A 24,780-nucleotide genomic window follows, 5' to 3' on the forward strand; every position below is an offset into this window, starting at 1 on the left:
GCTCGCGTGCGTCATGGAAGTGACGTGACGCGCTGGGGAAAGGTGACCGATGGACGAGCAGGACGGGACGGACCAGCAGGGTCGGTTCGACCGACCGGACCCGCCGGACCCGCCGGATCGGCTGGATCGGCCGGACCGGGCGGATGCGCAGGACCGGCTCGCGGAACGCTTCGAGGCGCAGCGAGGCCGGCTCCGCGCGGTCGCTCAACGGATGCTCGGCTCGGTCGGCGAGGCGGACGACGCGGTCCAGGAGACCTGGCTGCGGCTCAGCCGTACCGATGTCCGGGACGTCGAGAACCTGCCCGGCTGGCTGACCACGGTCGTCTCCCGGCTCTGCCTCGACATGCTGCGGGCGCGGGCGGCGCGGCGCGAGGAGTTCGTGGGGGTGACCGAACGTATCGGCGAAGGCCGAGGGGAGGGCGGCGGCGCGGACCCCGAGCGGGAAGCGCTGCTGGTCGAGGAGGTCGGCCGGGCGCTGCTCGTGGTGCTGGACACGCTGGGGCCGGCCGAGCGGATCGCGTTCGTACTGCACGACATGTTCGCCGTGCCGTTCGACCGGATCGCCCCGGTCGTCGAGCGCTCCCCGGTCACCACGAAGAAGCTCGCCAGCCGCGCCCGCCGCAAGGTCCGCGGCACCCCCGAGGCCCCCGCCGCCGAACTCGCCCGGCACCGCCGGACCGTCGACGCCTTCCTCGCGGCCTCGCGCAGCGGCGACCTGGCCGCGATCCTGGCGGTGCTGGCCCCGGACGCCGTACGCCGAGCCGACCCCGCCGCCCTGCCCCCGGGCGCCCCGACACAGGCCCGCGGCGCCCGCGCGGTGGCCCAGGGAGTCTTCGCCTTCGGCCACCGGGCCCGCTCCGCGGAACCGGCGCTGGTGAACGGCCATGTGGGAGCGATCGTGGCCCCGTCCGGCCGCCTCGTACTGGCCCTCACGTTCACGTTCGCACCTACGGACGAGGGCGAGGCGGAGGGCGAGAAGATCGCGGGCTACGAGGTGATCGCGACTCCGTCGAGACTGAGGGGGCTGGACTTGGCGGTGCTTGACGTACGTGGGTGACGGGGCGGTAGGCATGGCCAGTTGGAGCTATCGTGCGGTGGTGACCGGTTCGGCTTCCGCTGCTGCGCAGCGCCCGCTCCTCTTCCTTGATGTCGACGGACCGCTCATCCCGTTCGGGGCGACACCGAGGGAACGACCGGACGGGTATCCGACGTACAGGACGAGCCGCGAGGTCGCGGCGGCGGACGCGAATCCGCTGCTGGCGAGGATCAATCCCGAGTACGGGCCCCGGCTGATGGCACTGCGGTGTGATCTGGTCTGGGCCACCACATGGATGACCGACGCGAACGACGTCGTCGCGCCGTGGCTCGGCCTGCCCGAACTGCCCGTGGTGACCTGGCCGGACCCCTCCGACGAGGACGAGCGAGCCGGCCTCCACTGGAAGACCCGGCCGCTCCTCGACTGGGCGGACGGGCGCCCCTTCGTATGGGTGGACGACGAGATCACCGACACGGACCGCGCCTGGGTGACCGCATATCACCAGGGGCACGCGCTTCTGCATCGCGTGGACCCCCGGCAGGGCCTCACCGACCCGGACTTCGCCGCACTCGCGAAGTGGCTGCGCGTCGGCTAGTCGCACCGACAGCACCGACAGCACCGACAGCACCGGCCAACCTGCCGTGTCCCTCCGCCGGGGCGGACGGATCCGTACGGTCGGCCGCTGAACGGCGCGGTCGGCCGCTGAACTGCGCAAGGGCCAGCGGCTCGAAAAGCAGTGGTCGGTGGGGGCGGGTGCGCATAAGTTCTGCGTTCGTGGATGGTGATCCTGGCGCTGGCGTCGCGCGTTCCGTCGACGACCGGCCGTGGTGGGTGGTCGGCGTTGGCTGACCGTACGGAGCGTACGACCGCGGTACGGGACGAGGCCGGCGTCGGCGACGAGGGCCTGTTCTCACGTACGTACGCCGGTGCCACCGCCGGCTTCGCGGCGGTCATGTTCCTGACCGGGTTCGCCGCGCTCGCCGTCATACCCACTCTGCCGGCGGCCGCGCGGGATTTGGACGGGGTGGCCCTGTACCCGCTGGTGGCTGGCGCGTTCGTAGCCGCGAGTCTGCTCGGCGGGGTGCTGGGCGGCGGCTGGGCGGACCGGGCCGGGGCGCGCCGTCCGCTGGCCGCGGGCGTGGCGCTGGCGGTGGCCACCCTTCTGATCTCCGCCACCAGCACGTCCATCTGGCAACTGGCCGCCGGGCGTTTCCTCGACGGGATCGCGGCCGGCATGATCGCCGTGGCCATCAACACCGCCATCGGCCAGGCCTACCCCGACCATCTGCGGCCGCGGGCCCTGGCGTTGATGAGCGCCTGCTGGATCGTTCCGTCACTGGCCGGCCCTCCACTGGCGGGGCTGGTGGCCGAATGGTGGTCCTGGCGGACGGTGTTCTTCGGCCTGGCCGTGCTGAGCCTGCCTCCGTCGCTGGCGGTGGTGGCGCTGCTGCGGGAGCGGGGTACGGGGCGGGCGATACCCGTCGTACGGTCGGAAGCCGTGACCGTAATCGTACGGTCGGAAGGGGCACTCGGATCGCCGGAGGCCGGGCCCGCCCGGTCGGAAGACGCGACCGACGCGACCGGATCGCCAGAAGACGCACCCGTATCACCCGGAGCCGCTGCCCCCGCCCCCGCGCCCCTGCCGTCGGAAGACCCGCCGCCGCGTCCCGCTCTGCTGGTCGCGGCGGCGGTGAGTCTCGGCGCTGCGCTCGGGCAGTACGCGGCCTCCGGCTGGGACCTGCGCCATCTGTTGTGCGGGGCGGCCGGACTCGCGCTGCTGGCGGTGTTCGTACCACGGCTCCTGCCGCCCGGCACCTGGCGCGCGGCACGCGGCCTGCCCGCGACGGTGCTGTTGCGCGGCCTGGCGTCAGGCGCGTACTTCACGCTGGAGGCGTTCGTACCACTGCTTCTGGACAGCTCCCGACGCGTACCCGCCGTACTGACCGGCCTGGCCTTCACCGGCGCCGCCGTGGCCTGGGCCGCGGCCTCCTGGGCACAGGGCAATCCGCTGGCGCGCCGCCCCCGGCACCACTTGGTCGCGGCCGGCGCGCTGGTACTGGCGGCGGCGGTCGGGCTCGCGGCCGCGGGCACGCTTCCCGGGATGCCCGCGCTGACCGCCGGGTCGGCCATGATCGTCGCGGCCGTCGGGATGGGCCTGCTCGCCCCGTCCCTCACCCTGCTCTCACTCGCGCACAGCCCGCCCGACCGGCAGGGCTATGCCAGCAGCGCGATGCAGACGGCCCAGAACCTGGGCCAGGTGGCGGTCATGGCCCTCGTCTCCGCCGCCTTCAACGCGACTCAGAACGCGGGCTCTCCGGCACTGGCCGCCTACGCCACCGCCTTCACACTTCTGCTCGTACCGAGCACCCTGGCCGCCGCCCTGGCATCCCGTACCCGCATGGCATGACGCCCTCCGTACCCGAATGGCATGACGCCTCCACCCGACTACGTGCCCGTGTAGAACCCGATCGTCGCCGCCGTCGTCGCTGCCACGGCCTCCGTGTCCGCGCCCGAGGCCGCGTACGCGGTGCCCCACGCCTCGCCCCAGCGCGTGATGAACTCCTTGCCCTCGGGCGTCGTGTGCCAGGTCGCGGCCTCCTCCTTGGTGATCTCGCCACCCGCGAGGTGCTTCCTGAGGCCGAAGAACATCATGTCCCAGCCGACGCCGACCGCTCCCGGTCCGAACTGCCCCCAGAACTCGTCCGGCACCACGGCCACATGTTCTAGCTCGAACACCGTGCGCCCGTCGCCCTCCGGCGCGAGCCGTACCTCGACCTCGCTGAAGCCCGGATCCGCGCCCATCAGCCAGCTCACGCGCAGGCGCGTCGGTTCCACGCACTCCAGGATCTCGCCGCCGGCGTTGCCCTCCAACTGGTACCGCCCGCCGAGCTTGAGCTCACCGCTGACCGGCATGAACCAGCGCCCGAGCCGCTCGGGCGAGGTCACCGCGTCCCATACGTCGGCGATTTCGGCGTCGTAGGTACGTCGCATCAGCACCGTACGGGCCTCGCCCGCGTCCGCCTGTCGTGCGCCGACCTCGCGGTGCAGACGGTTGATCTCGTCGACGATCTCACTCATTGCCGCTCTCTTCCTCCCTCAGCCTGCGCTCGCGCTTTCCCCGTGCGAGCTCCGTTCCCAGTGCGTCGAGCCGCTGCTCCCAGAACCCCCGGAACCTCTCCAGCCACGCGTCCACCTCGCGCAGCGGCGCGGCCTCGACGGCGTACAACCGCCGGGTCCCCTCCGCTCGTACGGACGCGAAGCCGCCCTCCCGCAAGACGCGAAGGTGCTGCGACACAGCGGGCTGAGAGATCCCGAACTCGTTCCGGATCACGGCACTGATCTCGCCCGACGCCTGCTCGCCCGACGCGAGCAACTCCAATATCCGGCGTCTGACCGGATCTCCCAGAACGTCGAAGGCGTGCACGCACCGACTATGCCATCACTCGCTTATATAAGGGAAGGCTTAAGTTCTGCTGTCCAGGTCCGAGAGGAGGGTCGGCCGTGGTCGGGTACCCGTCGTACCCGTCAGGTGCGCGTCGTACCGGTCAACTGCCCGTCGTGCCGACGTACGCCGCGAGGTGTTCGCCCGTGAGCGTGGAGCGTGCGGCGACCAGGTCGGCCGGGGTGCCCTCGAAGACGATCCGGCCGCCGTCGTGGCCGGCGCCCGGGCCGAGGTCGATGATCCAGTCGGCGTGCGCCATGACCGCCTGGTGGTGCTCGACGACGATGACCGACTTGCCGGAGTCGACGAGCCGGTCGAGCAGGCCGAGCAACTGCTCGACGTCGGCGAGGTGCAGGCCGGTGGTCGGCTCGTCGAGTACGTAGACGCCGCCCTTCTCGGCCATGTGCGTGGCCAGCTTGAGCCGCTGCCGCTCGCCGCCGGACAGCGTGGTGAGCGGCTGGCCGAGGCTGAGGTAGCCGAGCCCGACATCGGCGAGCCGGCCGAGGATGCGGTGCGCGGCCGGCGTACTCGCCTCGCCCGCGCCGAAGAACTCCTTGGCCTCGGTCACCGACATCGCGAGCACCTCGCTGATGTCGCGGCCGCCGAGATGGTGGTCGAGCACCGACGCCTCGAACCGCTTCCCCTCGCACTCCTCGCACGTGGTGGCGACACCGGCCATCATCGCCAGGTCGGTGTAGACGACGCCGGCGCCGTTGCAGTTGGGGCAGGCGCCCTCGGAGTTGGCGCTGAACAGCGCCGGCTTCACGCCGTTGGCCTTCGCGAACGCCTTGCGGATCGGTTCGAGCAGTCCGGTGTACGTCGCGGGGTTGCTCCGCCGCGAGCCGCGGATCGCGCTCTGGTCGACCGACACCACGCCCTTCCCGGCCGCCCCCGGCTGCTGGGGCAGTGACCCGTGCACGAGCGAGCTCTTGCCGGAGCCCGCGACGCCGGTGACCACGCACAGCACCCCGAGCGGGATGTCGACGTCGACGTTGCGCAGGTTGTGCGCCGTCGCACCGCGTATCTCCAGTGCGCCGGTGGGCGTCCGTACCGTCTCCTTCAGGGCCGCCCGGTCGTCGAAATGGCGGCCGGTGATGGTGCCGGCGGCCCGCAGCCCCTCGACGGTCCCCTCGAAGCAGACGGTGCCTCCGCCCGTACCGGCGCCGGGACCGAGGTCGACGACATGGTCGGCGATCACGATCGTCTCCGGCTTGTGCTCCACGACGAGCACCGTGTTGCCCTTGTCGCGCAGCCGCAGCAGCAGGCTGTTCATCCGCTGGATGTCATGGGGGTGCAGACCCACCGTGGGCTCGTCGAAGACGTACGTCGTGTCGGTGAGCGAGGAGCCGAGATGGCGGATCATCTTGACGCGCTGCGCCTCGCCGCCCGACAGCGTGCCCGACGGCCGGTCGAGCGAGAGATAGCCCAGCCCGATCTCGACGAACGAGTCGAGTGTGTGCCCCAGCGCCGCCAGCAGCGGCGCGACGGATGGTTCGTCCAGGCCTCGCACCCACGCGGCCAGGTCGCTGATCTGCATCGCGCACGCGTCAGCGATGCTGATGCCGCCGATCCGCGACGACCGGGCCGCCGCACTGAGCCGGGTGCCGCCGCACTCGGGGCAGGCCGTGAACGTTACCGCCCGGTCCACGAACGCCCGGATGTGCGGCTGCATCGCCTCCCGGTCCTTGGCGAGCATCGCCTTCTGGATCCGCGGGACCAGCCCCTCGTACGTCATGTTGATGCCCGCGATCTTCATCCTGGTCGGCTCGCGGTGCAGGAAGTCGTGCAGCTCCTGCTCGGTGTACGTACGGATCGGCTTGTCCGGGTCGAAGAAGCCCGACTCGCTGTAGAGCCGGTAGTTCCAGCCGCCCGCCTTGTACCCGGGGATTGTGAGCGCGTCCTCGTTGAGCGACTTGCTGTCGTCGAAGAGCTGGGACAGATCGATGTCGGTGACCGAGCCCCGGCCCTCACAGCGCGGACACATGCCACCGGTGATGCTGAAGCTGCGCCGCTCCTTCGTGGTCTGTCCGCCGCGCTCCACGGTGACCGCGCCCGATCCGCTGATCGAGGCGACGTTGAACGAGAACGCCTTGGGCGAGCCGATGTGCGGCTGCCCGAGCCGGCTGAAGAGGATGCGCAGCATCGCGTTGGCGTCGGTGGCGGTGCCGACCGTGGAACGCGGGTCGGCACCCATCCGCTGCTGGTCGACGATGATCGCGGTCGTCAGCCCTTCGAGTACGTCGACCTCGGGCCGCGCCAGCGTCGGCATGAAGCCCTGTACGAAGGCGCTGTACGTTTCGTTGATCAGCCGTTGCGACTCCGCGGCGATCGTGCCGAACACCAGCGAGCTCTTGCCCGAGCCGGAGACGCCGGTGAACACCGTCAGCCGGCGCTTCGGGATCTCGATGCTGACGTCCTTGAGGTTGTTCTCGCGCGCGCCCTGCACGCGGATCAGATCGTGGCTGTCGGCAACGTGCAGCTCAGGCGACTGCGTGTCCGTCCGCGCGGCGGTGCTCATCGTGTCTCCATCTGTCTGTCTGTCCATAAGGGCCTGTGAGCGCACAGGGGCCTGTGAGGGCGTGGCCCGCCCTTGTCGGGCGGGCCTGCCTTCGCGGTTTCCGTCGGCGTCGCCCGGCTGGATCCGACCGGCTTCGAGCGTACGGGCGCTCCGCTGAGCGCGGGAGTGGGGGGAGGAAATCGAGCGGCGCTGGCAGTCGCGCAGGGTCGGCGATCAGGCAGGGCCGGCGATCAAGCAGGGCCCGGCAATCAAGCGGGCCCGACGATCAATCAGCGCCGGCAGCCAAGCGGGGCCCGGCGATCAAGTGGGAGCCGACAGCCAAGCGAGGGCCCGCGCTCAAGCGCGAGCCGGGGGTCACCGGTCCTGAAGCAGCCCGAGGACATTGCCGTCGGGGTCGGTGAAGGTGGCCACCAGCCGACCGCCGCCGACGTCGTGCGCCGGCTCCTTCACGGTGGCACCCGCCGCGGTCACCTCGGCCAGCTTCGCCTCGATGTCCGGTACGTGCCAGTAGGCCACCGGCGAGGTCATGCCCTGCTGCCCGCCGCCCGGCACCAGCCCGATGTGCTGGCCCGCGGCCTCGAAGCCGACGTAGTAGGACTCGTCGGCCTGCGGCGCCACGCCGAGCAGCGCGGTGTACACCGCCTTGGCCGCCGCCAGGTCGGAGACGGGATGCAGCACGGTCTTGATTCCCTGGGTGGAAGAGTCGGTCATGGTTGCTCCTTACGTCGTGGGTCCGCCGGCCGGGATGTGTCTGTGGCGGACGTGGCGGACCGTCCATGGCGGTCACGCTAGGCGCGGCTCCAGGCCGGCGCTTCTCGATTCCTGACCGGTTCGGCCATGTGTCGCGTGACGCAGGACACGCGAGGGTCAAGGCAGGATCTCGACGTACCCGTCGGTGCCGTGCACACGGATCCGCTGCCCGTCCCGGATCAGCCGGGTGGCCCGCTCCACGCCCACGACGGCAGGCAGACCGTACTCCCGGGCGATCACCGCGCCATGGGTCATCAGGCCGCCGACCTCCGTCACCAGGCCCGCGATTCCGACGAACAGCGGCGACCAACTGGGGTCCGTGAAGGCCGTGACCAGGATGTCGCCCGCTTCGAGATCGGCCTCCGCCATGTCGAGGACGACGCGGGCCCGTCCCTCGACGGTCCCGGCGGAAACCGGCAGTCCGGTCAGGGCGCCGGCCGGCACGTCGTCGCGCCGGTACGCCCCCGTGACGGCCTCACCGTCCGATGTGAGGACCCGGGGCGGTGTGAGCGAGTGGTACGACCGGAACGCGTCCTTGCGCTGCCGGATGAGCCGGTCGTCCACCTGGTTCGAGCGCACGACGTCGTGGAGTTCCTGGAACGTGAGGTAGAAGATGTCATCCTTCTCAGGGAGCACGTCTGCCTGAACGAGGCGCTCGGCCTCCGCCAACAGGGCCTGTTTGTAGACGAAGTAGCGGCTGACGATGCCGTACTTCGGGTACTCCCGGTACCCGATGAAGGTCCGTACCCGGTCGATCATCCGCTTGGTCTCGTCGGCCTTCCGGTCCCCGTCCGGCAGGGCCCGCAAGCGTGACAGCACGTCCTGTTCCTTCTCCCGCGCCTTCCGCAGGCCTTCCTCGAAGCGCCGCCCGGCGGCGCCCGGCTCGAAGTTCCTGACGTTGTCGAGGATCACGGGCACGAGCGTGGCGGGGCGCTCGCGCCACCGCGGCCTCGTGATGTCGATCTCGCCGACGCAGCGCATGCCGTACCGGTCGAGGTAGGCCTTGATGGCGTCGCGCGCTTCGGTCCCGCCCGCGAGCTTCGCCAGCTCGTCGAGGAAGCCCTCGTCCTCGACGTCCCGCAGGAACGCCACCACCTCCGGATACGGGCGGATCACGTCCGCGACGTCGAGCAGCGCCAGTCCCATCTCCGACGTGACGTTGCCGGGGGCGGACAGCGTGAGCGTGTCAGCCGCGTTCTTCTCGCCAAGCCACTCCTGGAGCTTGTCGTTGAGCCACCACGTGGCCTCCATCCCGGCCATGATCGCCTGATGGTTCAGCGGATCGCCGAGGACCCGCTTGTGCTCCTCGAAGGCCGCCGTCAGGAAGTCGAACAGCGCCGGTCCGGTCTTCGTCCGGATGTCGCGCTCCAGGGCGGCGATGGACGCGCGGCTGCGTTCGATCAGCTCGCTGACGATGGCCGGATCGGTCGCGATCGGGGCGGTCGGGATCGGATCGGTCGCGATCGGGGCGGACGCGCCGCGGGCCGGCGGCCTGCCGGGACCCGCGTCCGGGACTGATGGCACGAAATCGCCGCGGTCGAGTACGGTCTCCAGCGCGTCCCTGATCAGCGGATCGCCTTTCCCCATGACGTCCAGGAGGCCGGCGCGGCTCGCGGGCGAGGCCAGGCGCCGGGTGACGTCGACGAACAGCCTCCCGCCGGCCTCGTGCATCGGCACCATGGCCGTGAGCCGCCACATGGAGAGACCCAGGGGCTTCATGGGGTCGGTCATCATCTGCCCGTGGCCGACGGAGACGTAGACGTGATTCTCCTGGTCGCCGGTCTCGGGGACGGGGAACAGCGTTGTGATGGGCCGACTCTGAACGATCTGGAAGTCATCGTCGACCAGGCACCATTCGATGTCCTGCGGGCGGCCGAAGTGCGCCTCGATCCGCCGCCCGAGCCGTACGAGCCGCACAACCTGGGCGTCCGTCAGAGCCGGCTCCTCCTGCCGCTGCGAGTCGATCGCCACCTCGTGCGTTCCGCCGGCCGGCAGGGCGTGAACGGCACGCTGTTTGGCGGCGATCGTCCTGGCGACGACTTCGCCGTGCCGCACCGTGAAGACGTCCGGGTTCACCAGCCCGGAGACCAGGGCCTCGCCGAGGCCGAAGCCGGCGTCCACGGTGGCGACCTTCCGGTTGCCCGTGACGGGGTCGGCCGTGAACAGCACGCCGGCCGCCTGCGGGAAGGCCATCTGCTGTACGACCACGGCCATGTGGACCGTACGGTGGTCGATGCCGTTCCGCCTGCGGTACGTCACGGCCCGCTCGGTGAACAGCGAGGCCCAGCACCGGCTGATGTGCCGGAGGACCGCCGCCGTCCCCACGACGTTCAGGTACGTGTCCTGCTGGCCGGCGAAGGAGGCCGTCGGCAGGTCCTCCGCCGTCGCACTGGACCGCACGGCGCAGGCGGCCCGCTCGCCGAGCCGGGCGAGCGCGCGGGTGATCGCCGCCGTGAGATCGCCCGGGACGGGAATCCCCTCGATGGTCCGGCGGATCCGCGCGCTGAGCGTGCGGATCGCCTCCCGGTCGTCCGGGTCCAGGCGTGAGAGCTCATCGAGCTGATCGTCGATCGACGGCGCTTCCGCCATGATCCGCCGGAAGGCGTCCGTCGTCACACAGAAGCCGTCCGGCACCCGGACGCCTTCGATCCGCGCCAGCCCGCCCAGATGCGCGCCCTTGCCGCCGACGACGCCGACCTGCGTCTCGTCAACCTCTCGAAGATCCAACACGTACTGCTCAGTCATCGCGACACCTCCGGGGCAGCCGCGCTCCGTCGACAACACACACGCACGTCGTGCCCCCGTCATTTCCGCAGGTTGTGGCCTCGGCCGAGGATTCTGCGCCACCCCCGGGGCCTTGCCACAAGCCCCCCGGCGGGCTATACGTTGAGAGTGGCAGGGAGAGTCCTCTCCTTGCCTTTCGCTTTGTGCGGCCTGCCGAGACGGCAGTTCCCTCCGCCGTCGCGCTCGGTGCGCTGTGTCGTCCGGATGGGGGACACTATTGCAAGCGGGCGCTTGCAATAGTTAGCGGGGTGGGGGCAGTATGGAGGCATGGCATCACTCAATGTCGGCAATCTCGGTGGGTATCTGCGCGAGCAGCGGCGTAACGCGCAGTTGTCGTTGCGGCAGCTCGCCGATGCCGCCGGGGTGTCGAATCCGTATCTGAGCCAGATCGAGCGCGGGCTGCGGAAGCCGAGTGCGGACATTCTTCAGCAGCTCGCCAAGGCGCTGCGCATCTCCGCGGAGACGCTGTATGTGCAGGCCGGGATGCTGGACGAGCGGGGGCGGGACGAGCTGGAGACGCGGGCCGTCATCCTGGCCGACCCCTCGATAAACGAGCGGCAGAAGCAGGTGCTGCTCCAGATCTACGAGTCGTTCCGCAAGGAGAACGCGCTCGACACGGAGAGTCCCGACACGGAGAGTTCCGGCGCCGTCAACGCGGGCGGCGCGGTCAGCACCGACAGCGTGGAGAACGCCGCGACGGTGCGGAGTTCTGTACGCACGGTGAACGCGGACGGTACGGACGCCCTCGGCGGCGTCAAGGCCGCCGAAGTCGCCGATGTCCCCGGGCGTTCGGCCGGTGCCGAGGTCGGCGGGGCCGGGGGTTTCGAGGGGCTCTTCGACGACGGTTCCGGCGCTACCGGCGGCAGTGCCGCCGCCACACCACCCTCACACTGAACTGATCCGGGAGGACACCAGTCATGGCCATCGTGGATGACCTGCGCAAGACCCTCACCGACCCGACCCCCCTCTACTTCGCGGCCGGCACCGCCGACATCGCCGTCGAGAAGGCCAGGAAGGTGCCCGGCCTGATCGAGCAGTTGCGGGCCGAGGCCCCGGAGCGGCTGGAGGCCGTACGCAACTCGGACCCCAAGGCCGTCCAGGAGAAGGTCACCATCCAGGCCAAGGAGGCCCAGGCGACCGTTCAGGCCAAGGTCAGCGAGGTGATCGGGTCGCTGGACACCGATCTGAAGAAGCTGGGCGAGAGCGCGCAGGACCTGGCGATGCGGAGTCTCGGCCGGGCCGCGGAGTACGCGGTCAGGGCGCGGGAGACGTACGAGAAGGTCGCCGAGCGCGGTGAGCAGACCGTACGGACCTGGCGCGGCGAGAGCGCGGAGCAGATCAACGAGATCGCCGTCGCCGTCGAGCCCGAGCCCGCGACGCGCAAGAGCGAGCCGAAGGGCGAGTCCAGGACGCAGCCGAAGACGCAGCCCAAGTCCACGGCGACCGCCGCCAAGCCGGCAGCCGCGAAGCCCGCCACCGCCGCCAAGCCCGCAGCCGCTGCCAAGCCCGCTCCCAAGAGCGAGCCGAAGCCCACGGCCAAGCCCGCGGCCGCCACGGCGAAGAAGACCACCACCGTCCCGCGCAAGACGACGGCGAAGAAGACGCCCCCGCCCTCCGCCAAGTAGCCGGGCCGAGCCACTGGGCCGAGCCGTGCAACCGGGCCGGGCACCGGCGGGCGCCGGGCGCCGGTGCCCAGCGTCGGTTGCCGGATCCCGCGCGCCGAGCCGTACGGCGCATCCCGTACGCCGAGTCCGAGTCGGCCGTCGCCCGCCCGCGGCCCCCGAAAGTCCCGAAAGTAACGGCCCGGGCACCTCCCCGGTGCTTCGGCCGTTATCCGGGTACCTTGGCGTACGGGCCGACCGACCGGCGTTTCCTTCCCTCTTCAGGGTCACCCACTCACCAGGCAGGTGGTGTCAGCATGTTGCTTTCGGGATTCGGCACATTCCTCTGGCTGCTCAATCTGGCCATGCTCCTTCTCGCCGTCGTCGCGCTGTTCCTCTCCGCGACGGCCCGTGAGGACGCCTATCGCGCCGCCGACAAGCAGACCAAGAAGTTCTGGCTGATCATTCTCGGGATCACGGTCGCCGTGAACCTGTTTGTGCCGATGCTGTTCCTGCAGATCGCCGGGCTCGTCGCCACGATCGTCTTCATGGTCGACGTGCGGCCCGCCATCCACCAGATCTCCGGTGGCGGCGGTCGTCGCGGCGGTTCAAGCAGCGACGGCCCCTACGGTCCGTACAACGGCGGACGCTGAAGCCACAGGCCGATAAGGGCCCGCCAAAGGCCCCGAAAGCCCCATAGGCCGCAAGGGGCAAACGCCGCAGAAGCCACAGACCTACGCGCCAGAAGCCACAGCCCTACGCGTCGCCGCCCCGGCCCAGCAGCAGCACCGCCACATCGTCCGTCAGCTCCCCGCCGTTCAGCTCCCTCACCTGTGTCACCGCGGCCTCCAGCAGGTCGTCGCCCCTCAGGCCCAGGGCGAGCTGGCTGTTGATCATCTCGACCATGCCCTCCTGGCCGAGCCGCTGCGTGACGCCGGGACCCACCCGGCCCTCGATCAGGCCGTCCGTGTACATCATCAGATTCCACGCCGGGCCCAGCTCCACCTGTCTGCGCGGCCAGCGGGCGCGCGGGAGGAGGCCCAGGGCCGGGCCGCCCTCCTCGTACGGCAGGAGCTGCGCGGCCCGTCCGTGCCGGGCGACCAGTGGCGAGGGGTGACCGGCCAGGCACAGTCCGGCCTGGTGTCCGTCCGGGGTGATGTCGACCGTGCAGAGCGTCGCGAAGATCTCCTCGCTCTCCCGCTCGTGCTCCAGCACCTGCTGGAGCGTGGAGAGCAGCCGGTCCCCGCTGAGCCCCGCCAGCGTCAGCGCGCGCCAGGCGATCCGCAGCTCCACACCGAGCGCGGCTTCGTCCGGGCCGTGCCCGCAGACGTCGCCGATCATCGCGTGGACCGTGCCGTCCGGCGTACGGACCGTGTCGTAGAAGTCCCCGCCCAGCAGCGCGCGCGACCGGCCCGGCCGGTAGTGGGCGGCGAAGCTCAGGTCGGAGTCCTGGAGCAGGGGAGTGGGCAGCAGACCGCGCTCCAGCCGGGCGTTCTCCTCCGCGCGCAGCCGGGACTCGGTGAGCTGCCGCTGTGCGATGTCCGCGCGCTTGCGCTCGACCGCGTACCGGATGGCCCGGCTCAGCAGCCGTCCGTCCAGCTCGTGCCGGAAGAGATAGTCCTGCGCCCCGACCCGTACCGCCGCTGCGGCCCGCTCGACATCGCCCTCCGCCGCCAGCGCGAGCACGGCATGCCGGGGCGCCAGCCGCAGTACGCGCTTGAGCGGGGCCAGATCGTCGCCGTCGCTCTGCCCGGGCAGCGCGAGGTCCACGAGGATGCAGTGGATGTCGTCCGTGAGCAGCCGCTCCGCCTCGGTGAGATTGCGGGCCGTACGGATACGGACACGGGTGCCGGCCCCTTCCGGCAGCTCCGGTGCGGTGAAGGAGCCCGCCGGATCGTCGTCGATCACCAGCAGCATGAGATCGCCGCCCTTGGCGGTCTGCGCCGCGGACCGGTCCTCGGTGCGGATCCCGGACCGGTCCTCGGCGCGGATCCCGGACCGGTCCTCGAACCGGTCCTCGGCGCGGTGGTTCTCGGCGGTGGCGGTCTGGTCCTCCATGGTCGCGGCCTGGCTCTCCACGGGCGCCGGCCGGTTCCCCACGGTCTCCTCGGTCGGACCGGTCGAACCTGTGCGCTGCCTCGGTACGGGTACGGGTACAGATGCCGGCATCGGTATGGGTTTCCTTCCCTCCCCCCGAGGGCGCGGTGGAACGACGATCGACGATCCACCAGACGGGGACCATAGCGGTAGCGCCCGCCCCAGCGGAATGGCCTTTTGGCGAAGAGCCGCCGTCATATGCCGCTGGCCATATCGCATCCCGCGCGATTCGGGCATCGGTGGCCATGACATACATCACGTACGGGTACGGGCATGTCTTTTACGGACTTTGGACATGGGCAACATCACACGTGGAGTATGCGGGGCCAGTCCGTGAACTGGCCCCGCATCACATGTGAGTCTGCTGTGGAGCGCTGTGCGGGTGCTGTGCGCATCACATGCCGGACCGGGTGCGCGTACGGTATGGCCCGTTCTGGACCGTATCGCTTCGCTTGCCCAACGGTGCTCGCTGCTGGGCCATTTGCCGGGCCGCCTGCCGGCTGCTCGTTCCGGCCGGCGACACGGCCGGCTACACGCCTGGCCACACGGCCGGCTCCATGTCCGGCTACACGCCCTGCTCCATGGCCGACTAGATGTCCGGGCGTACGACCCCGAGGATCGGCATCGAACCCGCGCCCGCCAGCGTCACATTCCGCCCCGGCCTCGGCGCGTGCACGATCGCGCCGTCGCCGATGTACATCCCCACATGGCTGGCGTCCTGGAAGTAGATGACCAGATCGCCCGGACGCATGTCCTCGACCGCGACCTTCGGCAGCAGCCGCCACTGCTCCTGCGAGGTGCGCGGGATGAGCCGGCCCGCCGCCGCCCACGCCTGGGAGGTCAGCCCCGAGCAGTCGTACGAGGACGGCCCCTCGGCGCCCCAGACATACGGCTTGCCTATCTGGGCCGTCGCGAACGTGATCGCCTTCCTGCCCGGAGCGCTCGACGCGCGGTTGATGTCCGTGAGCGCGCCCGAGCCGAGCCACGCCGACTGCGCCCGGAACGCCGCGTCGGCCTCCAGCCGCGCCAGCCGCGCCCGCTCCTCCTTCGCCAGGCTCGATTCGAGCTTCTTGGCGGCGGCGATCTGCCGGGTGATCTCCTTCTTCGCCCGCTCCTTCTTGGCGCGGCTGGCCTCCAGCGCCTGCCACTGGGTGCTGGCGTCCGCCGTATAGGTCTTCAAGTCCTCCTGCGCCGCGGTCAGTTCGGCGATGAGGTCCTTGGTTGCCTTCTGGCCCTGCTGTATTCGCCCGACGCCGTCCAGGAAGAGCTGCGGATCGTCGGTGAGGATGAGCTGCGCCTCGGGCGGCAGCCCGCCGCCGCGGTACTGCGCGCGGGCCGCCGCGCCCGCCTGGTCCTTGAGCGCGTCGATCCGCAACTGGCCCTGTACGAGGTCCTCCGCCAGCCCGACGACCTCGGCCGACTGCTTCTTGGCCTGCTCGTCGGCGAGGTTGTACGCGTCGGTGGCGGACGCGGCCTTCTGGTAAAGGAGGTCTATCTCCTTGCGTATGTCGTCCAGGGACTTGCCGTCCTTGGTCACCGGGCCGGCTCCCGGCGGGAGTTCGACCGGGGGCGGGGGGACGGCCGGCGGGGACGGCGCGGCCGGTGCGCCGAGCACCGCGGGCGCGGCCAGCGGAACCACCGGCGCCGGGGGCGGCATCGGCGCCGCGTACGCGCGGTTGAGCAGATCCGGCGACGCCAGGACGGCCAGGGCACACACCACGGTGATCGCGGCAGCGGCACTGCGACGTCGGTTCACAAGCTCCCCCTCCGAGTCGGCCGAGCCCACCCGCTGGGCTCAAACCGATCTGAAACGCGCCTTCATCACCTGACTGACATACCGCCAGCAACTGCTGTCGTCGTCGCGATCGTGTCATGGCCTCCAGCAAAGGGACAGAGGGGCCCTGCACCTCACAGGACTCATTCACCACACTGTGGACGAACGGGCACCCGTTGGTGTTCCCGTGGTCACATACCGTTGCCCTCACGGCCGTGCGGACCGCCCGGCGCCAGTGCTCCCCACTCCACCGTCACCTCGCCCTGCCGCCATCTGCGCGCGTCGTCCGTCAGCGGCCAGTCGCCCGCCAGGTCCCGTACCGCCCTGACCCACCGCTGCCGCGCGCCCAGCGATCCGTACGGGGCCGCCGCCGCCCACGCCCGGTCGAAGTCCCGCAGGAACGCGTGGACGGGCTCGCCCGGCACATTCCGGTGGATCAGCGCCTTGGGCAGCCGTTCCGCCAGATCCGAGGGCCGCCCCAGCGAACCGAGCCGCGCCGCGAACGTCACCGTCCGCGGACCCTCGGGCCCGAGCGCCACCCACACATGCCGCCGCCCGATCTCGTCGCACGTCCCCTCCACCAGCAGCCCGCCCGGCGCCAGCCGCGCGCACAGCCGCGCCCAGACCGCGGCGACCTCGCGCTCCTCGTACTGCCGCAGCACATTGGCCGCCCGTACCAGCACCGGCCGTACGCCCCCGTCCAGCGGGATCTCGAAGCCGCCGTGCCGGAAGCGCAGCCCCTCCCGCTCGTACGGGAGGGCGGCGGCGACCCGCGCCGGTTCGATCTCGATCCCGACGACCTCGGTCCGCGGATCGGCCGTACGCAGCCGCAGGAGCAGCTCGACCGCGGTCCAGGGGGCCGCTCCGTACCCCAGGTCCACCACCACGGGCACGCCCGCGGACCGGCGCAGCGCGGCTCCGTGTACGGCGGTGATCCAGCGGTCCATACGGCGCAGCCGGTTCTGGTGCGTGGTGCCACGCGTCACGGTGCCCACTGGGCGGGACGAGCGGGGCGGGGACACCGGAGGCACCATGGAACGAGCGTAACGACACGCAGAACGAGCGTAGCGACACGCACCGACAGCGAGACCGGCGAACCCGCGGGGGCACGAAGGCGTGAACCCGCGAAGGCGCGAAGCCGCTAGGGCGCGAACCCGCAGAGGCACCGGTTCGCGTCACCCTGCGAAGGCGCCGGTTCGCGTCAACCCGCGAAGGTTGAGCCACCCGTAGTAATGAATTGGCAAAGTGGCGGCGAAAGCGGAATTGAAGGACCCCGCACCGCTGTTGACGGCCCTTGGAGGGCCGAGCAGACCCTTTCTTTGCCGTGTCCCGAGGCCGCGCGCCGAGCGGCTCCCCGAGCGAGAGGCCGTAGACGTGAGCCAGTACGTGTCCCGTATCGCCGGCACGTTCGCAGGACCGGGCCGGCCGGCACCGGCCCGGCCAGGACCGGCTCGATCGCCCCGGCTCCGGCTCCCCGGCCAGCACCGCCGGCCCCGGCGCATCGCCATGCTCAGCGTCCACACCTCGCCCCTGCACCAGCCGGGCACCGGCGACGCGGGCGGCATGAACGTCTATATCGTCGAGCTGGCCAAGCGCCTCGCCGCCATCGACATCGAGGTGGAGATCTTCACCCGCGCCACCACCGGCGGCCTCGACCCCGCCGTGGAGCTGGCCCCCGGAGTGCTCGTACGGCATGTCGACGCCGGCCCGTACGAAGGCCTGGCCAAGGAGGACCTGCCCGCGCAGCTCTGCGCCTTCACCCATGGCGTGATGCAGGCCTGGGCCGGCCACCGCCCCGACCACTACGACCTCGTCCACTCCCACTACTGGCTGTCCGGCCATGTCGGCTGGCTCGCCTCCGAGCGCTGGGGCGTCCCCCTCGTCCACGCCATGCACACCATGGCCAAGGTCAAGAACGCCGCGCTCGCCGAGGGCGACAGGCCCGAGCCCGCGGCCCGTGTCATCGGCGAGACCCAGGTCGTACGGGCCGCCGACCGGCTGATCGCCAACACGGCGGAGGAAGCCGGCGAACTCGTCCGCTTCTACGACGCCGAGCCCGACAAGGCCGCCGTCGTCCACCCCGGGGTGAACCTGGACCGTTTCTGTCCCGGCGACGGCCGCGCCGCCGCCCGCGCCCGGCTGGGGCTGCCCCCGGACGCTTTCATTCCGCTCTTCGCGGGCCGTATCCAGCCGCTGAAGGCGCCCGATGTGCTGCTGCGCGCGGTGGCCGTGCTGCTCGACCAGGAACCCGCGCTGCGCAGGAGGCTGGTCGTACCGGTGGTGGGAGGCCCGAGCGGTACGGGGCTGGCAAAGCCCGAGGGGCTCCAGAAGCTCGCCGCGCGGCTGGGGATAGCGGATGTGGTGCGGTTCCGGCCGCCGGTCGGGCAGGACCGGCTCGCGGACTGGTTCCGGGCGGCGTCCGTGCTGGTCATGCCCTCGTACAGCGAGTCCTTCGGCCTCGTCGCGATAGAGGCCCAGGCGGCGGGCACCCCGGTGGTGGCCGCGGCGGTGGGCGGTCTTCCGGTGGCGGTACGGGACGGGGAGACGGGCTTTCTGGTCGCCGGGCACGATCCGGAGGCGTACGCGCGGGTGCTGCGCGAGTTCGTCGACCACCCGGAACTGGTCGCGCGGATGGGCGAGGCGGCCTCCCGCCACGCCAAGTCCTTCGGCTGGGACACGGCGGCGTCGGCGACGGCGGAGGTGTACATGGCGGCCATGCACGATCACCGCCGTCACGTACGCTCGCACCATGGCTGACGTACAGCGGGCCGGTCGGGGAACGGGACCGCGGACGGAACAGGGGACGAGGCACCGGACGGAACCGGGCACGAGACGGCGTACGGAAAGCGCGCGGACGCGGCAGGCGCCCGCCGCCGAGCGCGCCGCGCAGGTCGCGCTGGTCGTCGAACAGGCCCTGGACTCGGCCGAGCTGGCGTGGGAGAGCCCGCGCCCCGGCTCGTACGTCGTCACCCTCCCCGGCACCCGCAAGCTCTCCACCACCTGCTCCCTGCTGGTCGGCCGGCACGCGCTCTCCCTCAACGCCTTTGTGGTCCGCCGCCCCGACGAGAACGCCGAGGCCGTCCACCGCTGGCTCCTGGAGCGCAACCTCAAGCTGTACGGGGTGAGTTACGCGGTCGACCGCCTCGGCGACATCTACCTCACCGGCAAACTCCCGCTGGCCGCCGTCACCGAGGACGAGATCGACCGGCTGCTGGGGTCGGTGCTGGAGGCGGCGGACGGTTCGTTCAACACCCTGCTGGAGCTGGGGTTCGCGAGCGCGATCCGCAAGGAGTACGCGTGGCGGGTGTCGCGGGGCGAGTCGACCCGGAATCTGGACGCGTTCGAGCATCTGACCCGGGGGCCGTCGACCTGACGCCAGTGGGGGCCGCCTGAGTCGTCGCACGGCTCTTCCCTGTACCCGATCGGGCATGTCATGCTCACCCTCAAACGCACACCTGAACGTCGTTCATATACGTGGAGGCGGGGTATGGGGTACGGACAGGAGCACGGGCAGGCGCACGCGGACCGGCACGGGCAGGCCTACGGGGACGGGCAGGGGCAGAGGTACGAAGGTCGGCACACGGTCGGCAGGCGGACCCTGCTGGGCAGTGCCGTCGCCGTGGCCGCCGCCGGGGTGATGGCCACCGGAGCACCGGCGACAGCCGCAACACGCGCCGTCGGCGGTGCCGCCGGCCCTGACCGGCCAACCCGTACCTCGACCCTCTGGCGAGAATTCGCCGCCTCCCCGTACACCCACCCCCAGATCCCGTACGTCGGCCGGGCCGGCCAGCGCGCCGGCGCCGCCCGCCTCCCGCGCCACCGTGTCGTGGCCGATGTCCGCGCGTACGGCGCCAAGGGCGACGGCTCCACGGACGACGCCCCCGCCATCAACCGTGCCCTCGCCGCCGCCGGAGAGCGCGGCGGGGGCACGGTCACCATCCCGCCCGGCACCTACCGCGTCGACGGCGTCATCCGGATCGCCCACAGCGGTGTCACCCTGCGGGGCGCGGGAAGCGATCGTACGAAGCTCTACGCGACGAAGAACCTCACCGAGCTGATCGGCCCCTACGGCAGCCGCTACGGCGGCGACAAGTCGAGCTGGTCCTGGGCCGGCGGCCTTATCTGGATCTGCCCGCAAGGGCGTTGGGACTCGCTCACCGCCGCCATCGAGGAGCGCGCCTGGCCGTTCGAGGGCTGGACCGGCAACAAGCGGGACGAGTGGAGCACCCTCACCGGCGTCGGCCGCGCCCGGCGTGGCGACCGGACCGTGACCGTACAGGACACCTCGAAGCTCCGGCCCGGACAGCTCGTCCTCCTCCGTCTCGCCGACGACCCGGACCACACCCTGCTGGAGCACATGGCGGGCGATGGCCCTGGCACGCAGTCGTACGACTGGGCCGCCATGACCAAGCTGACGTCCTACGTTCCGTACGAATGGCCGGTGCGCGTCACGGCCGTACGCGGCAGGAAGGTGACCCTGGAACGGCCGCTTCCGCTGGACGTACGACCGGAGTGGGACCCGCGCCTGACCACCCTCGTCACCCCGCTGACCGGCTCGGGGGTCGAAGGGCTGACGCTGGAGGCGGTCGAGACACCGCAGTCCCCGCACCTGCTGGACAAGGGGTACAACGGGGTCGCGTTCCAGTGCGCGTACGACTGCTGGGCCGACGATGTGGTCGTACGCCATGTCGACAACGGCTTCGGCCTGATCGCCGCGTCCGCGTGCACCCTGCGCCGTACCCGCGTCGCGGGCCGCGGCGCGCACCATCCGTACTACTGCCGCGAGGGTTCGCACGACAATCTGATCGAGGACTTCGTCATCGAACGGCGTACGCTCCCGGCGCCGCCCGCGGGCACCCAGCTCCACGGCATCAATGTGGAGGGCCTCTCCAGCTACAACGTCTGGTCGCGCGGACTGATGGAGATGGGCACCTTCGACACGCATCGCGGGATGCCCTTCGCCAATGTACGCACGGAGATCACCGTCACCAACGACGGCCGGCACGGCGGCGACGCGATCGCGGGCCCGCTGTACGGGGCGCGGTTCACCCACTGGAACGTCACGGTCACCAATGGGCGCGCGGGCCTGATCAAGATCGACGAGATCGCTCCGTACAGCGCGACGGCGGGGATCAGCGAGGTCCGCGAGTTCGACCAGATCGACGTACCGGACTTCATGGGCGAGCTGCACACGAGGCTGGAGGCGTACGGCAGCCCGGAGACGATCAGGCCGCGGAATGTGTACGAGGCGCAGCGGGCGCTGCGCGTCAGCCGGGGGGCCGGCGACTGAGGATTCAGGAGTGAGGCTGGATGGACCCGTCCCCCTGCACCCCTTCCCAGGCCGCGGGCCCGAAGACAGCCTCGGTGACGGTCGCCTCCTCATGACGCGTACGCCGTACCACCAGCGCCCCGCTGTCGTGCAGCAGATACCGGAAGCGGATGTCGTCCTGGTCCTCGTAGGAGATGACGCGGTTGGACGGTTCAATACCCGGCGGGAGCGCGGCCGGGAGCAAGGTGACATGAACGGTCATGAATCGACTGTACGTCCGGTGCCTGTTCGGGGAGCGTATGCGGGCATATGGCCGCTGGGACGCGGGGTGCCGGGCGGGGGTGGTTCGGCGGACCGGCCGGGCCGACGTGTCGGCGGGCTGGTGTGACGGCGGGCCGACGTGCCCGTACCCGCTCTACGGCTACGCGGCTATTGCGGCTGGACGGCGCCGTGGGCCAGCAGGCTGCGGGCGCAGTCGACAACGGTCTCGCGGGCCGGGCGCGGCTGCCATCCCAGGACGCGGTGTGCCTTTGCCGTGCTGTGGCGGTTGCGGCGTCCCAGCGACGGGGTGATGTCACGCAGTGACGGGTCGCGGAAGCGGGCCGCGAAGCGGACGGCAAGGTCGGGGAGCAGGCGGGTGGAGACCCGTCGGCCGTCCTCGCCCAGCTCCTCCCGGAGGGCACGGGCCATGTCCAGCATCCAGGTGAACTCGCCGGTGGCGAGGAAGCGTTCACCCGCGGCCTCGGGCGAGGTCATGGCGCGCAGATGGATGTCGGCGAGGTCGCGGACATCCACGATCTCCAGACCGATGCGCGGCACGCCGCTCATGCCTCCGGAGAGCATCCGCTGGACGATGCCGACCGAGCCGATGGTGCCCGTGGCCAGGATCGGCCCGAAGACGGCGCCGGGCAGGACCGTGGTGAGTTCGGTGGGGCCGTCGTAGCCGGCCATGTAGTCCCAGGCGGCGCGCTCGGCGAGGGTCTTGGAGCGGCGGTAGGGGATCAGTGTCGGGTCGTCGGGGTCGGTCCACAGGGTCTCGTCGGTGACGCCCTCATCGGTGTAGGAGGAGGGACTCGCGGTGTTCGCCGCGGACGTCATCACCACGCGCCGTACTCCGGCCGCGGTGGCGGCGCGCAGCACGCGCAGGGCCCCGTCGCGTGCGGGGGCGATCATGGCCTCGGAGTTGTCGGCGACGGCGCCGCCCAGGGGCGAGGCGACGTGCAGGATGTAGTCCACATCCTTGACGGCCACCTCCCAGCCCTCGTCCGCGGTGAGGTCGGCGACGGCGAACTCCAGCCGGCCGTCCGCGTCCACCTGGGTGGCGACGGCGTCGCTCACCGCCTGCTCCTTGGCGCGGCTTCGCACGGTGGTGCGGACGCGGTAGCCGCGTCGCAGCAGCTCGACGACGCACCAGCCGGCGACGTAGCCGCTACCTCCGGTGACCAGAACCGTTTCTGGCATGGCTGTCCTCCATGGGGTGTGACAGGATTAAGCGGAAGCCCTTCCGCTACTTCCCCGAACGTAACGGAAGCCCTTCCGCTTTGCAACCGGACCGATCGGACCAGCCATGACCCCGCCTTCTCGCCGCGCGACCCATGCCACCCATGCCACCCGCGCCACCCGCACCGACGCGCTGACCAACCGGGCCCGCATCCTCGCCGTCGCGGGCGAAGCCTTCGCCGCGTCCTCGGGAGTCTCTGATGCATCAGGTGCCTCCATGACGGCGATCGCCAAACAGGCGGGGGTGGGCGTGGGGACGCTGTACCGGCACTTCCCCACCCGCGAGGCACTGATCGTGGAGCTCTACCACCAGGAGATCCAGAAGGTCATCGACCTCGCGCACACCCTCGCGGCCGACCTGCCCCCGCTCGACGCGCTGCGCCGATGGTTCGAGGAGGTCGCCCGCTACGGGAAGCTCAAATACGGCGTGTCCGAAGTCATCCACGCGGCGACCAACGGCGGGCTCGACGACAAGAACTACGAACCCTTCCTGCGGGCCATCGCCGTTCTCCTCGACGCCGGTACCGCCTCGGGAGACCTGAAGCCGGGTATCGAGCCGGAGGACGTACTCCTCCAGCTCAGCGTCCTGTGGCGCATCCCCCCGAGCGACGACGCAACAGCCCGCGCCGCCCGAGTCCTGACACTCATCCTCGACGGCCTACGCACCCGACCCGCCGGGCCCTGACCCGGGGGCGCTTCGGGGCTACTGGGCCGGGGTCGGTGTCGTGGCCGGGGTTTCCGGTTGGCGGAGTTGGGTTGCGTGGCGGCCTGGGGGTGCGCCGAACATGCGGCGGTATTCGCGGCTGAACTGCGAGGGGCTCTCGTAACCCACGGCGTGGCCGGCGTCGGCGACGTCGCGGGGGTGGGCGAGCAGCCGGGCGCGTGCCTCGTGCAGGCGCAGGTGTTTCTGGTACTGGAGCGGTGTCATCTGCGTGAGCGCCCGGAAGTGCCGGTGGAACGAGGTGACGCTCATCGACGACCGCGCGGCCAGCTCCTCCACACGAAGCGGCTGGTCGTAGTGCGTCCGGATCCAGCCAATCGCGTGGCCGAGCTGGGATACGTCGCTGTCCGGAAGGCCGATCTGGCGTACCGTCGCGCCCTGGTCGCTGCTGATGAGCCGCCAGAGGATCTCGCGTTCGTACAGCGGTGCCAGCGCCGCGGCGTCCTCCGGGCGGTCGAGCAGGCGCGCCATGCGTCCGACGACATCGAGCAGGTCCGGGTCGGCGGTGCCGGTGGCGATGCTGGGGACATGGGTGCGCTCGGTCACGGTACGGGGCGCGGGCGCGGCGAGCAGGAGATCCGAGATGACCGAGGGCTCAAGGCGCATCTCGAAGGCGAGGTACGGCTGCCGCGAGGTGGCCTGGATCGCGCATGTCACGGGGAGGTCGACCGAGGCGACGACGAACTGCCCCGCCCCGTAGTGGAGGGTCCGCTTGCACAGGACGGTACGTACGTCCCCTTGCAGGATCAGGGCCACACTCGGGCTCACCGTCTCACCGGTCGGCGGGGTGGCCGTACTGAAGCGCGACAACTCGACCCGCGGCAACGCTGTCGCCGCCCGTCCTTCGCCGGCGTGACGAGCGACCACATCGCGAATTTGTCGCAGTGTGTCCACCTGCCCAGTCAAACACCGCCTTCGCGCGATCGCCAAGCCTGGCAGGATCGTGCAACGGCCCAGCACCAATGATCTAGGCGCCACGGACCGGCCGTGATGACGCGATGATGGCCGCGCTCCCCACCCTCAGCCCCGACGGCTGCCCGTCTCGCTCTCGCGTCTCTACGACATAAGAGACGGCGGGACCGCCGCTCACCCCAGAGCCCCAGCCACCCGCCAACCCCCTGACCAGGCACAATCGACAGGCCCGAGGCTAGAGGTGCCACCCGTCCAATGAGCCCCAGACACCTGCTTGCACCCCAGCCGCGCACAAACGGTTGGTCGCTGAGCCGGTGTCGTCACCGCCCCATTCCACTGCCGCGCACACCCCCCACCGGTCAGGCACCCGGCAGAG

General features: G+C 71.0%; 21 protein-coding genes. 10 read left to right on the forward strand and 11 right to left on the reverse strand.

The features are described from left to right. The first annotated feature begins 49 nt into the window (after positions 1-49). The 3 genes from KQY30_RS19745 (at position 50) to KQY30_RS19755 (ending at position 3,443) form a co-directional block, all read left to right on the forward strand. Positions 50-1,057, forward strand: coding sequence for a sigma-70 family RNA polymerase sigma factor (locus KQY30_RS19745; RefSeq protein WP_217307964.1), 1,008 nt, complete (start codon positions 50-52; stop codon positions 1,055-1,057). Positions 1,058-1,070: 13 nt separating this feature from the next. Further along, positions 1,071-1,631 (forward strand): HAD domain-containing protein, encoded by a 561-nt coding sequence (locus KQY30_RS19750; protein ID WP_217307965.1) that lies wholly within the window; start codon positions 1,071-1,073, stop codon positions 1,629-1,631. A 357-nt stretch (positions 1,632-1,988) separates the two neighbouring features. Beyond that, positions 1,989-3,443 (forward strand): MFS transporter, encoded by a 1,455-nt coding sequence (locus KQY30_RS19755; protein ID WP_217311176.1) that lies wholly within the window; start codon positions 1,989-1,991, stop codon positions 3,441-3,443. Positions 3,444-3,481: 38 nt separating this feature from the next. Here the strand turns inward: KQY30_RS19755 and KQY30_RS19760 are convergent, their stop codons facing one another. The 5 genes from KQY30_RS19760 to rph form a co-directional block, all read right to left on the reverse strand. Then, positions 3,482-4,114: an SRPBCC family protein gene (locus tag KQY30_RS19760; protein WP_217307966.1), complete on the reverse strand. Its 633-nt coding sequence runs from the start codon at positions 4,112-4,114 to the stop codon at positions 3,482-3,484. Beyond that, positions 4,107-4,460: a helix-turn-helix transcriptional regulator gene (locus KQY30_RS19765; protein WP_217307967.1), complete on the reverse strand. Its 354-nt coding sequence runs from the start codon at positions 4,458-4,460 to the stop codon at positions 4,107-4,109. The genes KQY30_RS19760 and KQY30_RS19765 overlap by 8 nt, the downstream gene beginning before the upstream one ends. A 121-nt stretch (positions 4,461-4,581) precedes the next feature. After that, a complete protein-coding gene (locus tag KQY30_RS19770) occupies positions 4,582-6,996 on the reverse strand; it encodes an excinuclease ABC subunit UvrA (RefSeq protein ID WP_217307968.1) in 2,415 nt (804 codons plus the stop codon). A gap of 354 nt (positions 6,997-7,350) precedes the next feature. Beyond that, entirely contained in the window at positions 7,351-7,707 is a 357-nt protein-coding gene (locus tag KQY30_RS19775) for a VOC family protein (protein ID WP_217307969.1), read from the reverse strand. A gap of 156 nt (positions 7,708-7,863) precedes the next feature. Then, on the reverse strand, positions 7,864-10,491 hold the full coding sequence (gene rph, locus KQY30_RS19780) for a rifamycin-inactivating phosphotransferase (protein WP_217307970.1): 2,628 nt from the start codon (positions 10,489-10,491) through the stop codon (positions 7,864-7,866). Between the two features lie 306 nt (positions 10,492-10,797). Here rph and KQY30_RS19785 point away from each other — a divergent pair, with 306 nt between their 5' ends. The 3 genes from KQY30_RS19785 to KQY30_RS19795 all read left to right on the forward strand — a co-directional run bounded on the left by KQY30_RS19785 (position 10,798) and on the right by KQY30_RS19795 (position 12,784). Continuing rightward, a complete protein-coding gene (locus KQY30_RS19785; protein WP_217307971.1) occupies positions 10,798-11,424 on the forward strand; it encodes a helix-turn-helix domain-containing protein in 627 nt (208 codons plus the stop codon). 23 nt (positions 11,425-11,447) lie between these two features. Next, entirely contained in the window at positions 11,448-12,155 is a 708-nt protein-coding gene (locus tag KQY30_RS19790) for a hypothetical protein (RefSeq protein ID WP_217307972.1), read from the forward strand. Positions 12,156-12,448: 293 nt separating this feature from the next. Further along, entirely contained in the window at positions 12,449-12,784 is a 336-nt protein-coding gene (locus KQY30_RS19795) for a DUF2516 family protein (protein ID WP_217307973.1), read from the forward strand. A gap of 103 nt (positions 12,785-12,887) precedes the next feature. On the opposite strand, the gene KQY30_RS19800 is transcribed toward KQY30_RS19795, so the two are convergent. The 3 genes from KQY30_RS19800 to KQY30_RS19810 all read right to left on the reverse strand — a co-directional run bounded on the left by KQY30_RS19800 (position 12,888) and on the right by KQY30_RS19810 (position 17,036). Further along, the gene (locus KQY30_RS19800; RefSeq protein ID WP_254407228.1) at positions 12,888-14,300 is read right to left on the reverse strand and encodes a PP2C family protein-serine/threonine phosphatase; all 1,413 of its coding nucleotides are present in this window, start codon (positions 14,298-14,300) and stop codon (positions 12,888-12,890) included. Between the two features lie 517 nt (positions 14,301-14,817). After that, positions 14,818-15,984: a C40 family peptidase gene (locus tag KQY30_RS19805; RefSeq protein WP_217307974.1), complete on the reverse strand. Its 1,167-nt coding sequence runs from the start codon at positions 15,982-15,984 to the stop codon at positions 14,818-14,820. A gap of 209 nt (positions 15,985-16,193) precedes the next feature. Then, positions 16,194-17,036, reverse strand: a complete 843-nt coding sequence (locus tag KQY30_RS19810; protein ID WP_217307975.1) for a class I SAM-dependent methyltransferase — start codon at positions 17,034-17,036, stop codon at positions 16,194-16,196. A gap of 340 nt (positions 17,037-17,376) precedes the next feature. Between KQY30_RS19810 and mshA the strand changes: the two genes are divergently transcribed. The 3 genes from mshA (at position 17,377) to KQY30_RS19825 (ending at position 21,292) form a co-directional block, all read left to right on the forward strand. Then, positions 17,377-18,759, forward strand: a complete 1,383-nt coding sequence (gene mshA, locus KQY30_RS19815) for a D-inositol-3-phosphate glycosyltransferase (protein ID WP_217307976.1) — start codon at positions 17,377-17,379, stop codon at positions 18,757-18,759. 139 nt (positions 18,760-18,898) lie between these two features. Beyond that, complete coding sequence (locus KQY30_RS19820) at positions 18,899-19,375, forward strand: YbjN domain-containing protein (protein WP_254407632.1); 477 nt, start codon at positions 18,899-18,901, stop codon at positions 19,373-19,375. Positions 19,376-19,639: 264 nt separating this feature from the next. Then, positions 19,640-21,292, forward strand: coding sequence for a glycoside hydrolase family 55 protein (locus tag KQY30_RS19825; RefSeq protein ID WP_217311178.1), 1,653 nt, complete (start codon positions 19,640-19,642; stop codon positions 21,290-21,292). Positions 21,293-21,296: 4 nt separating this feature from the next. Here the strand turns inward: KQY30_RS19825 and KQY30_RS19830 are convergent, their stop codons facing one another. Continuing rightward, a complete protein-coding gene (locus tag KQY30_RS19830; protein WP_046499010.1) occupies positions 21,297-21,533 on the reverse strand; it encodes a hypothetical protein in 237 nt (78 codons plus the stop codon). A gap of 167 nt (positions 21,534-21,700) precedes the next feature. Next, positions 21,701-22,732 (reverse strand): NAD-dependent epimerase/dehydratase family protein, encoded by a 1,032-nt coding sequence (locus KQY30_RS19835; protein ID WP_217307978.1) that lies wholly within the window; start codon positions 22,730-22,732, stop codon positions 21,701-21,703. 106 nt (positions 22,733-22,838) lie between these two features. Between KQY30_RS19835 and KQY30_RS19840 the strand changes: the two genes are divergently transcribed. Beyond that, positions 22,839-23,456 carry a TetR/AcrR family transcriptional regulator gene (locus KQY30_RS19840; RefSeq protein ID WP_217307979.1) on the forward strand — a complete coding sequence of 206 codons (618 nt, stop codon included), beginning with the start codon at positions 22,839-22,841 and terminating at the stop codon, positions 23,454-23,456. Between the two features lie 18 nt (positions 23,457-23,474). Here KQY30_RS19840 and KQY30_RS19845 read toward each other — a convergent pair whose 3' ends face one another. Continuing rightward, a complete protein-coding gene (locus KQY30_RS19845; protein WP_254407229.1) occupies positions 23,475-24,359 on the reverse strand; it encodes an AraC family transcriptional regulator in 885 nt (294 codons plus the stop codon). Positions 24,360-24,780 lie beyond the last annotated feature (421 nt).

Origin of the sequence: Streptomyces sp. GMY02, assembly GCF_019056675.1 — a bacterium.
In the GTDB taxonomy this organism is placed as follows: domain Bacteria; phylum Actinomycetota; class Actinomycetes; order Streptomycetales; family Streptomycetaceae; genus Streptomyces; species Streptomyces odonnellii.

What these genes read in the sequence shown, in the direction of transcription:
- KQY30_RS19745 (WP_217307964.1), top strand. Translation starts at nt 50, where the DNA reads ATGGACGAGCAGGACGGGACGGACCAGCAGGGTCGGTTCGACCGACCG.
- KQY30_RS19750 (WP_217307965.1), top strand. Translation starts at nt 1,071, where the DNA reads ATGGCCAGTTGGAGCTATCGTGCGGTGGTGACCGGTTCGGCTTCCGCT.
- KQY30_RS19755 (WP_217311176.1), top strand. Translation starts at nt 1,989, where the DNA reads ATGTTCCTGACCGGGTTCGCCGCGCTCGCCGTCATACCCACTCTGCCG.
- KQY30_RS19760 (WP_217307966.1), bottom strand. Translation starts at nt 4,114, where the DNA reads ATGAGTGAGATCGTCGACGAGATCAACCGTCTGCACCGCGAGGTCGGC.
- KQY30_RS19770 (WP_217307968.1), bottom strand. Translation starts at nt 6,996, where the DNA reads ATGAGCACCGCCGCGCGGACGGACACGCAGTCGCCTGAGCTGCACGTT.
- KQY30_RS19775 (WP_217307969.1), bottom strand. Translation starts at nt 7,707, where the DNA reads ATGACCGACTCTTCCACCCAGGGAATCAAGACCGTGCTGCATCCCGTC.
- rph (WP_217307970.1), bottom strand. Translation starts at nt 10,491, where the DNA reads ATGACTGAGCAGTACGTGTTGGATCTTCGAGAGGTTGACGAGACGCAG.
- KQY30_RS19785 (WP_217307971.1), top strand. Translation starts at nt 10,798, where the DNA reads ATGGCATCACTCAATGTCGGCAATCTCGGTGGGTATCTGCGCGAGCAG.
- KQY30_RS19790 (WP_217307972.1), top strand. Translation starts at nt 11,448, where the DNA reads ATGGCCATCGTGGATGACCTGCGCAAGACCCTCACCGACCCGACCCCC.
- KQY30_RS19795 (WP_217307973.1), top strand. Translation starts at nt 12,449, where the DNA reads ATGTTGCTTTCGGGATTCGGCACATTCCTCTGGCTGCTCAATCTGGCC.
- KQY30_RS19800 (WP_254407228.1), bottom strand. Translation starts at nt 14,300, where the DNA reads ATGCCGGCATCTGTACCCGTACCCGTACCGAGGCAGCGCACAGGTTCG.
- KQY30_RS19810 (WP_217307975.1), bottom strand. Translation starts at nt 17,036, where the DNA reads ATGGTGCCTCCGGTGTCCCCGCCCCGCTCGTCCCGCCCAGTGGGCACC.
- KQY30_RS19825 (WP_217311178.1), top strand. Translation starts at nt 19,640, where the DNA reads ATGGCCACCGGAGCACCGGCGACAGCCGCAACACGCGCCGTCGGCGGT.
- KQY30_RS19830 (WP_046499010.1), bottom strand. Translation starts at nt 21,533, where the DNA reads ATGACCGTTCATGTCACCTTGCTCCCGGCCGCGCTCCCGCCGGGTATT.
- KQY30_RS19835 (WP_217307978.1), bottom strand. Translation starts at nt 22,732, where the DNA reads ATGCCAGAAACGGTTCTGGTCACCGGAGGTAGCGGCTACGTCGCCGGC.
- KQY30_RS19840 (WP_217307979.1), top strand. Translation starts at nt 22,839, where the DNA reads ATGACCCCGCCTTCTCGCCGCGCGACCCATGCCACCCATGCCACCCGC.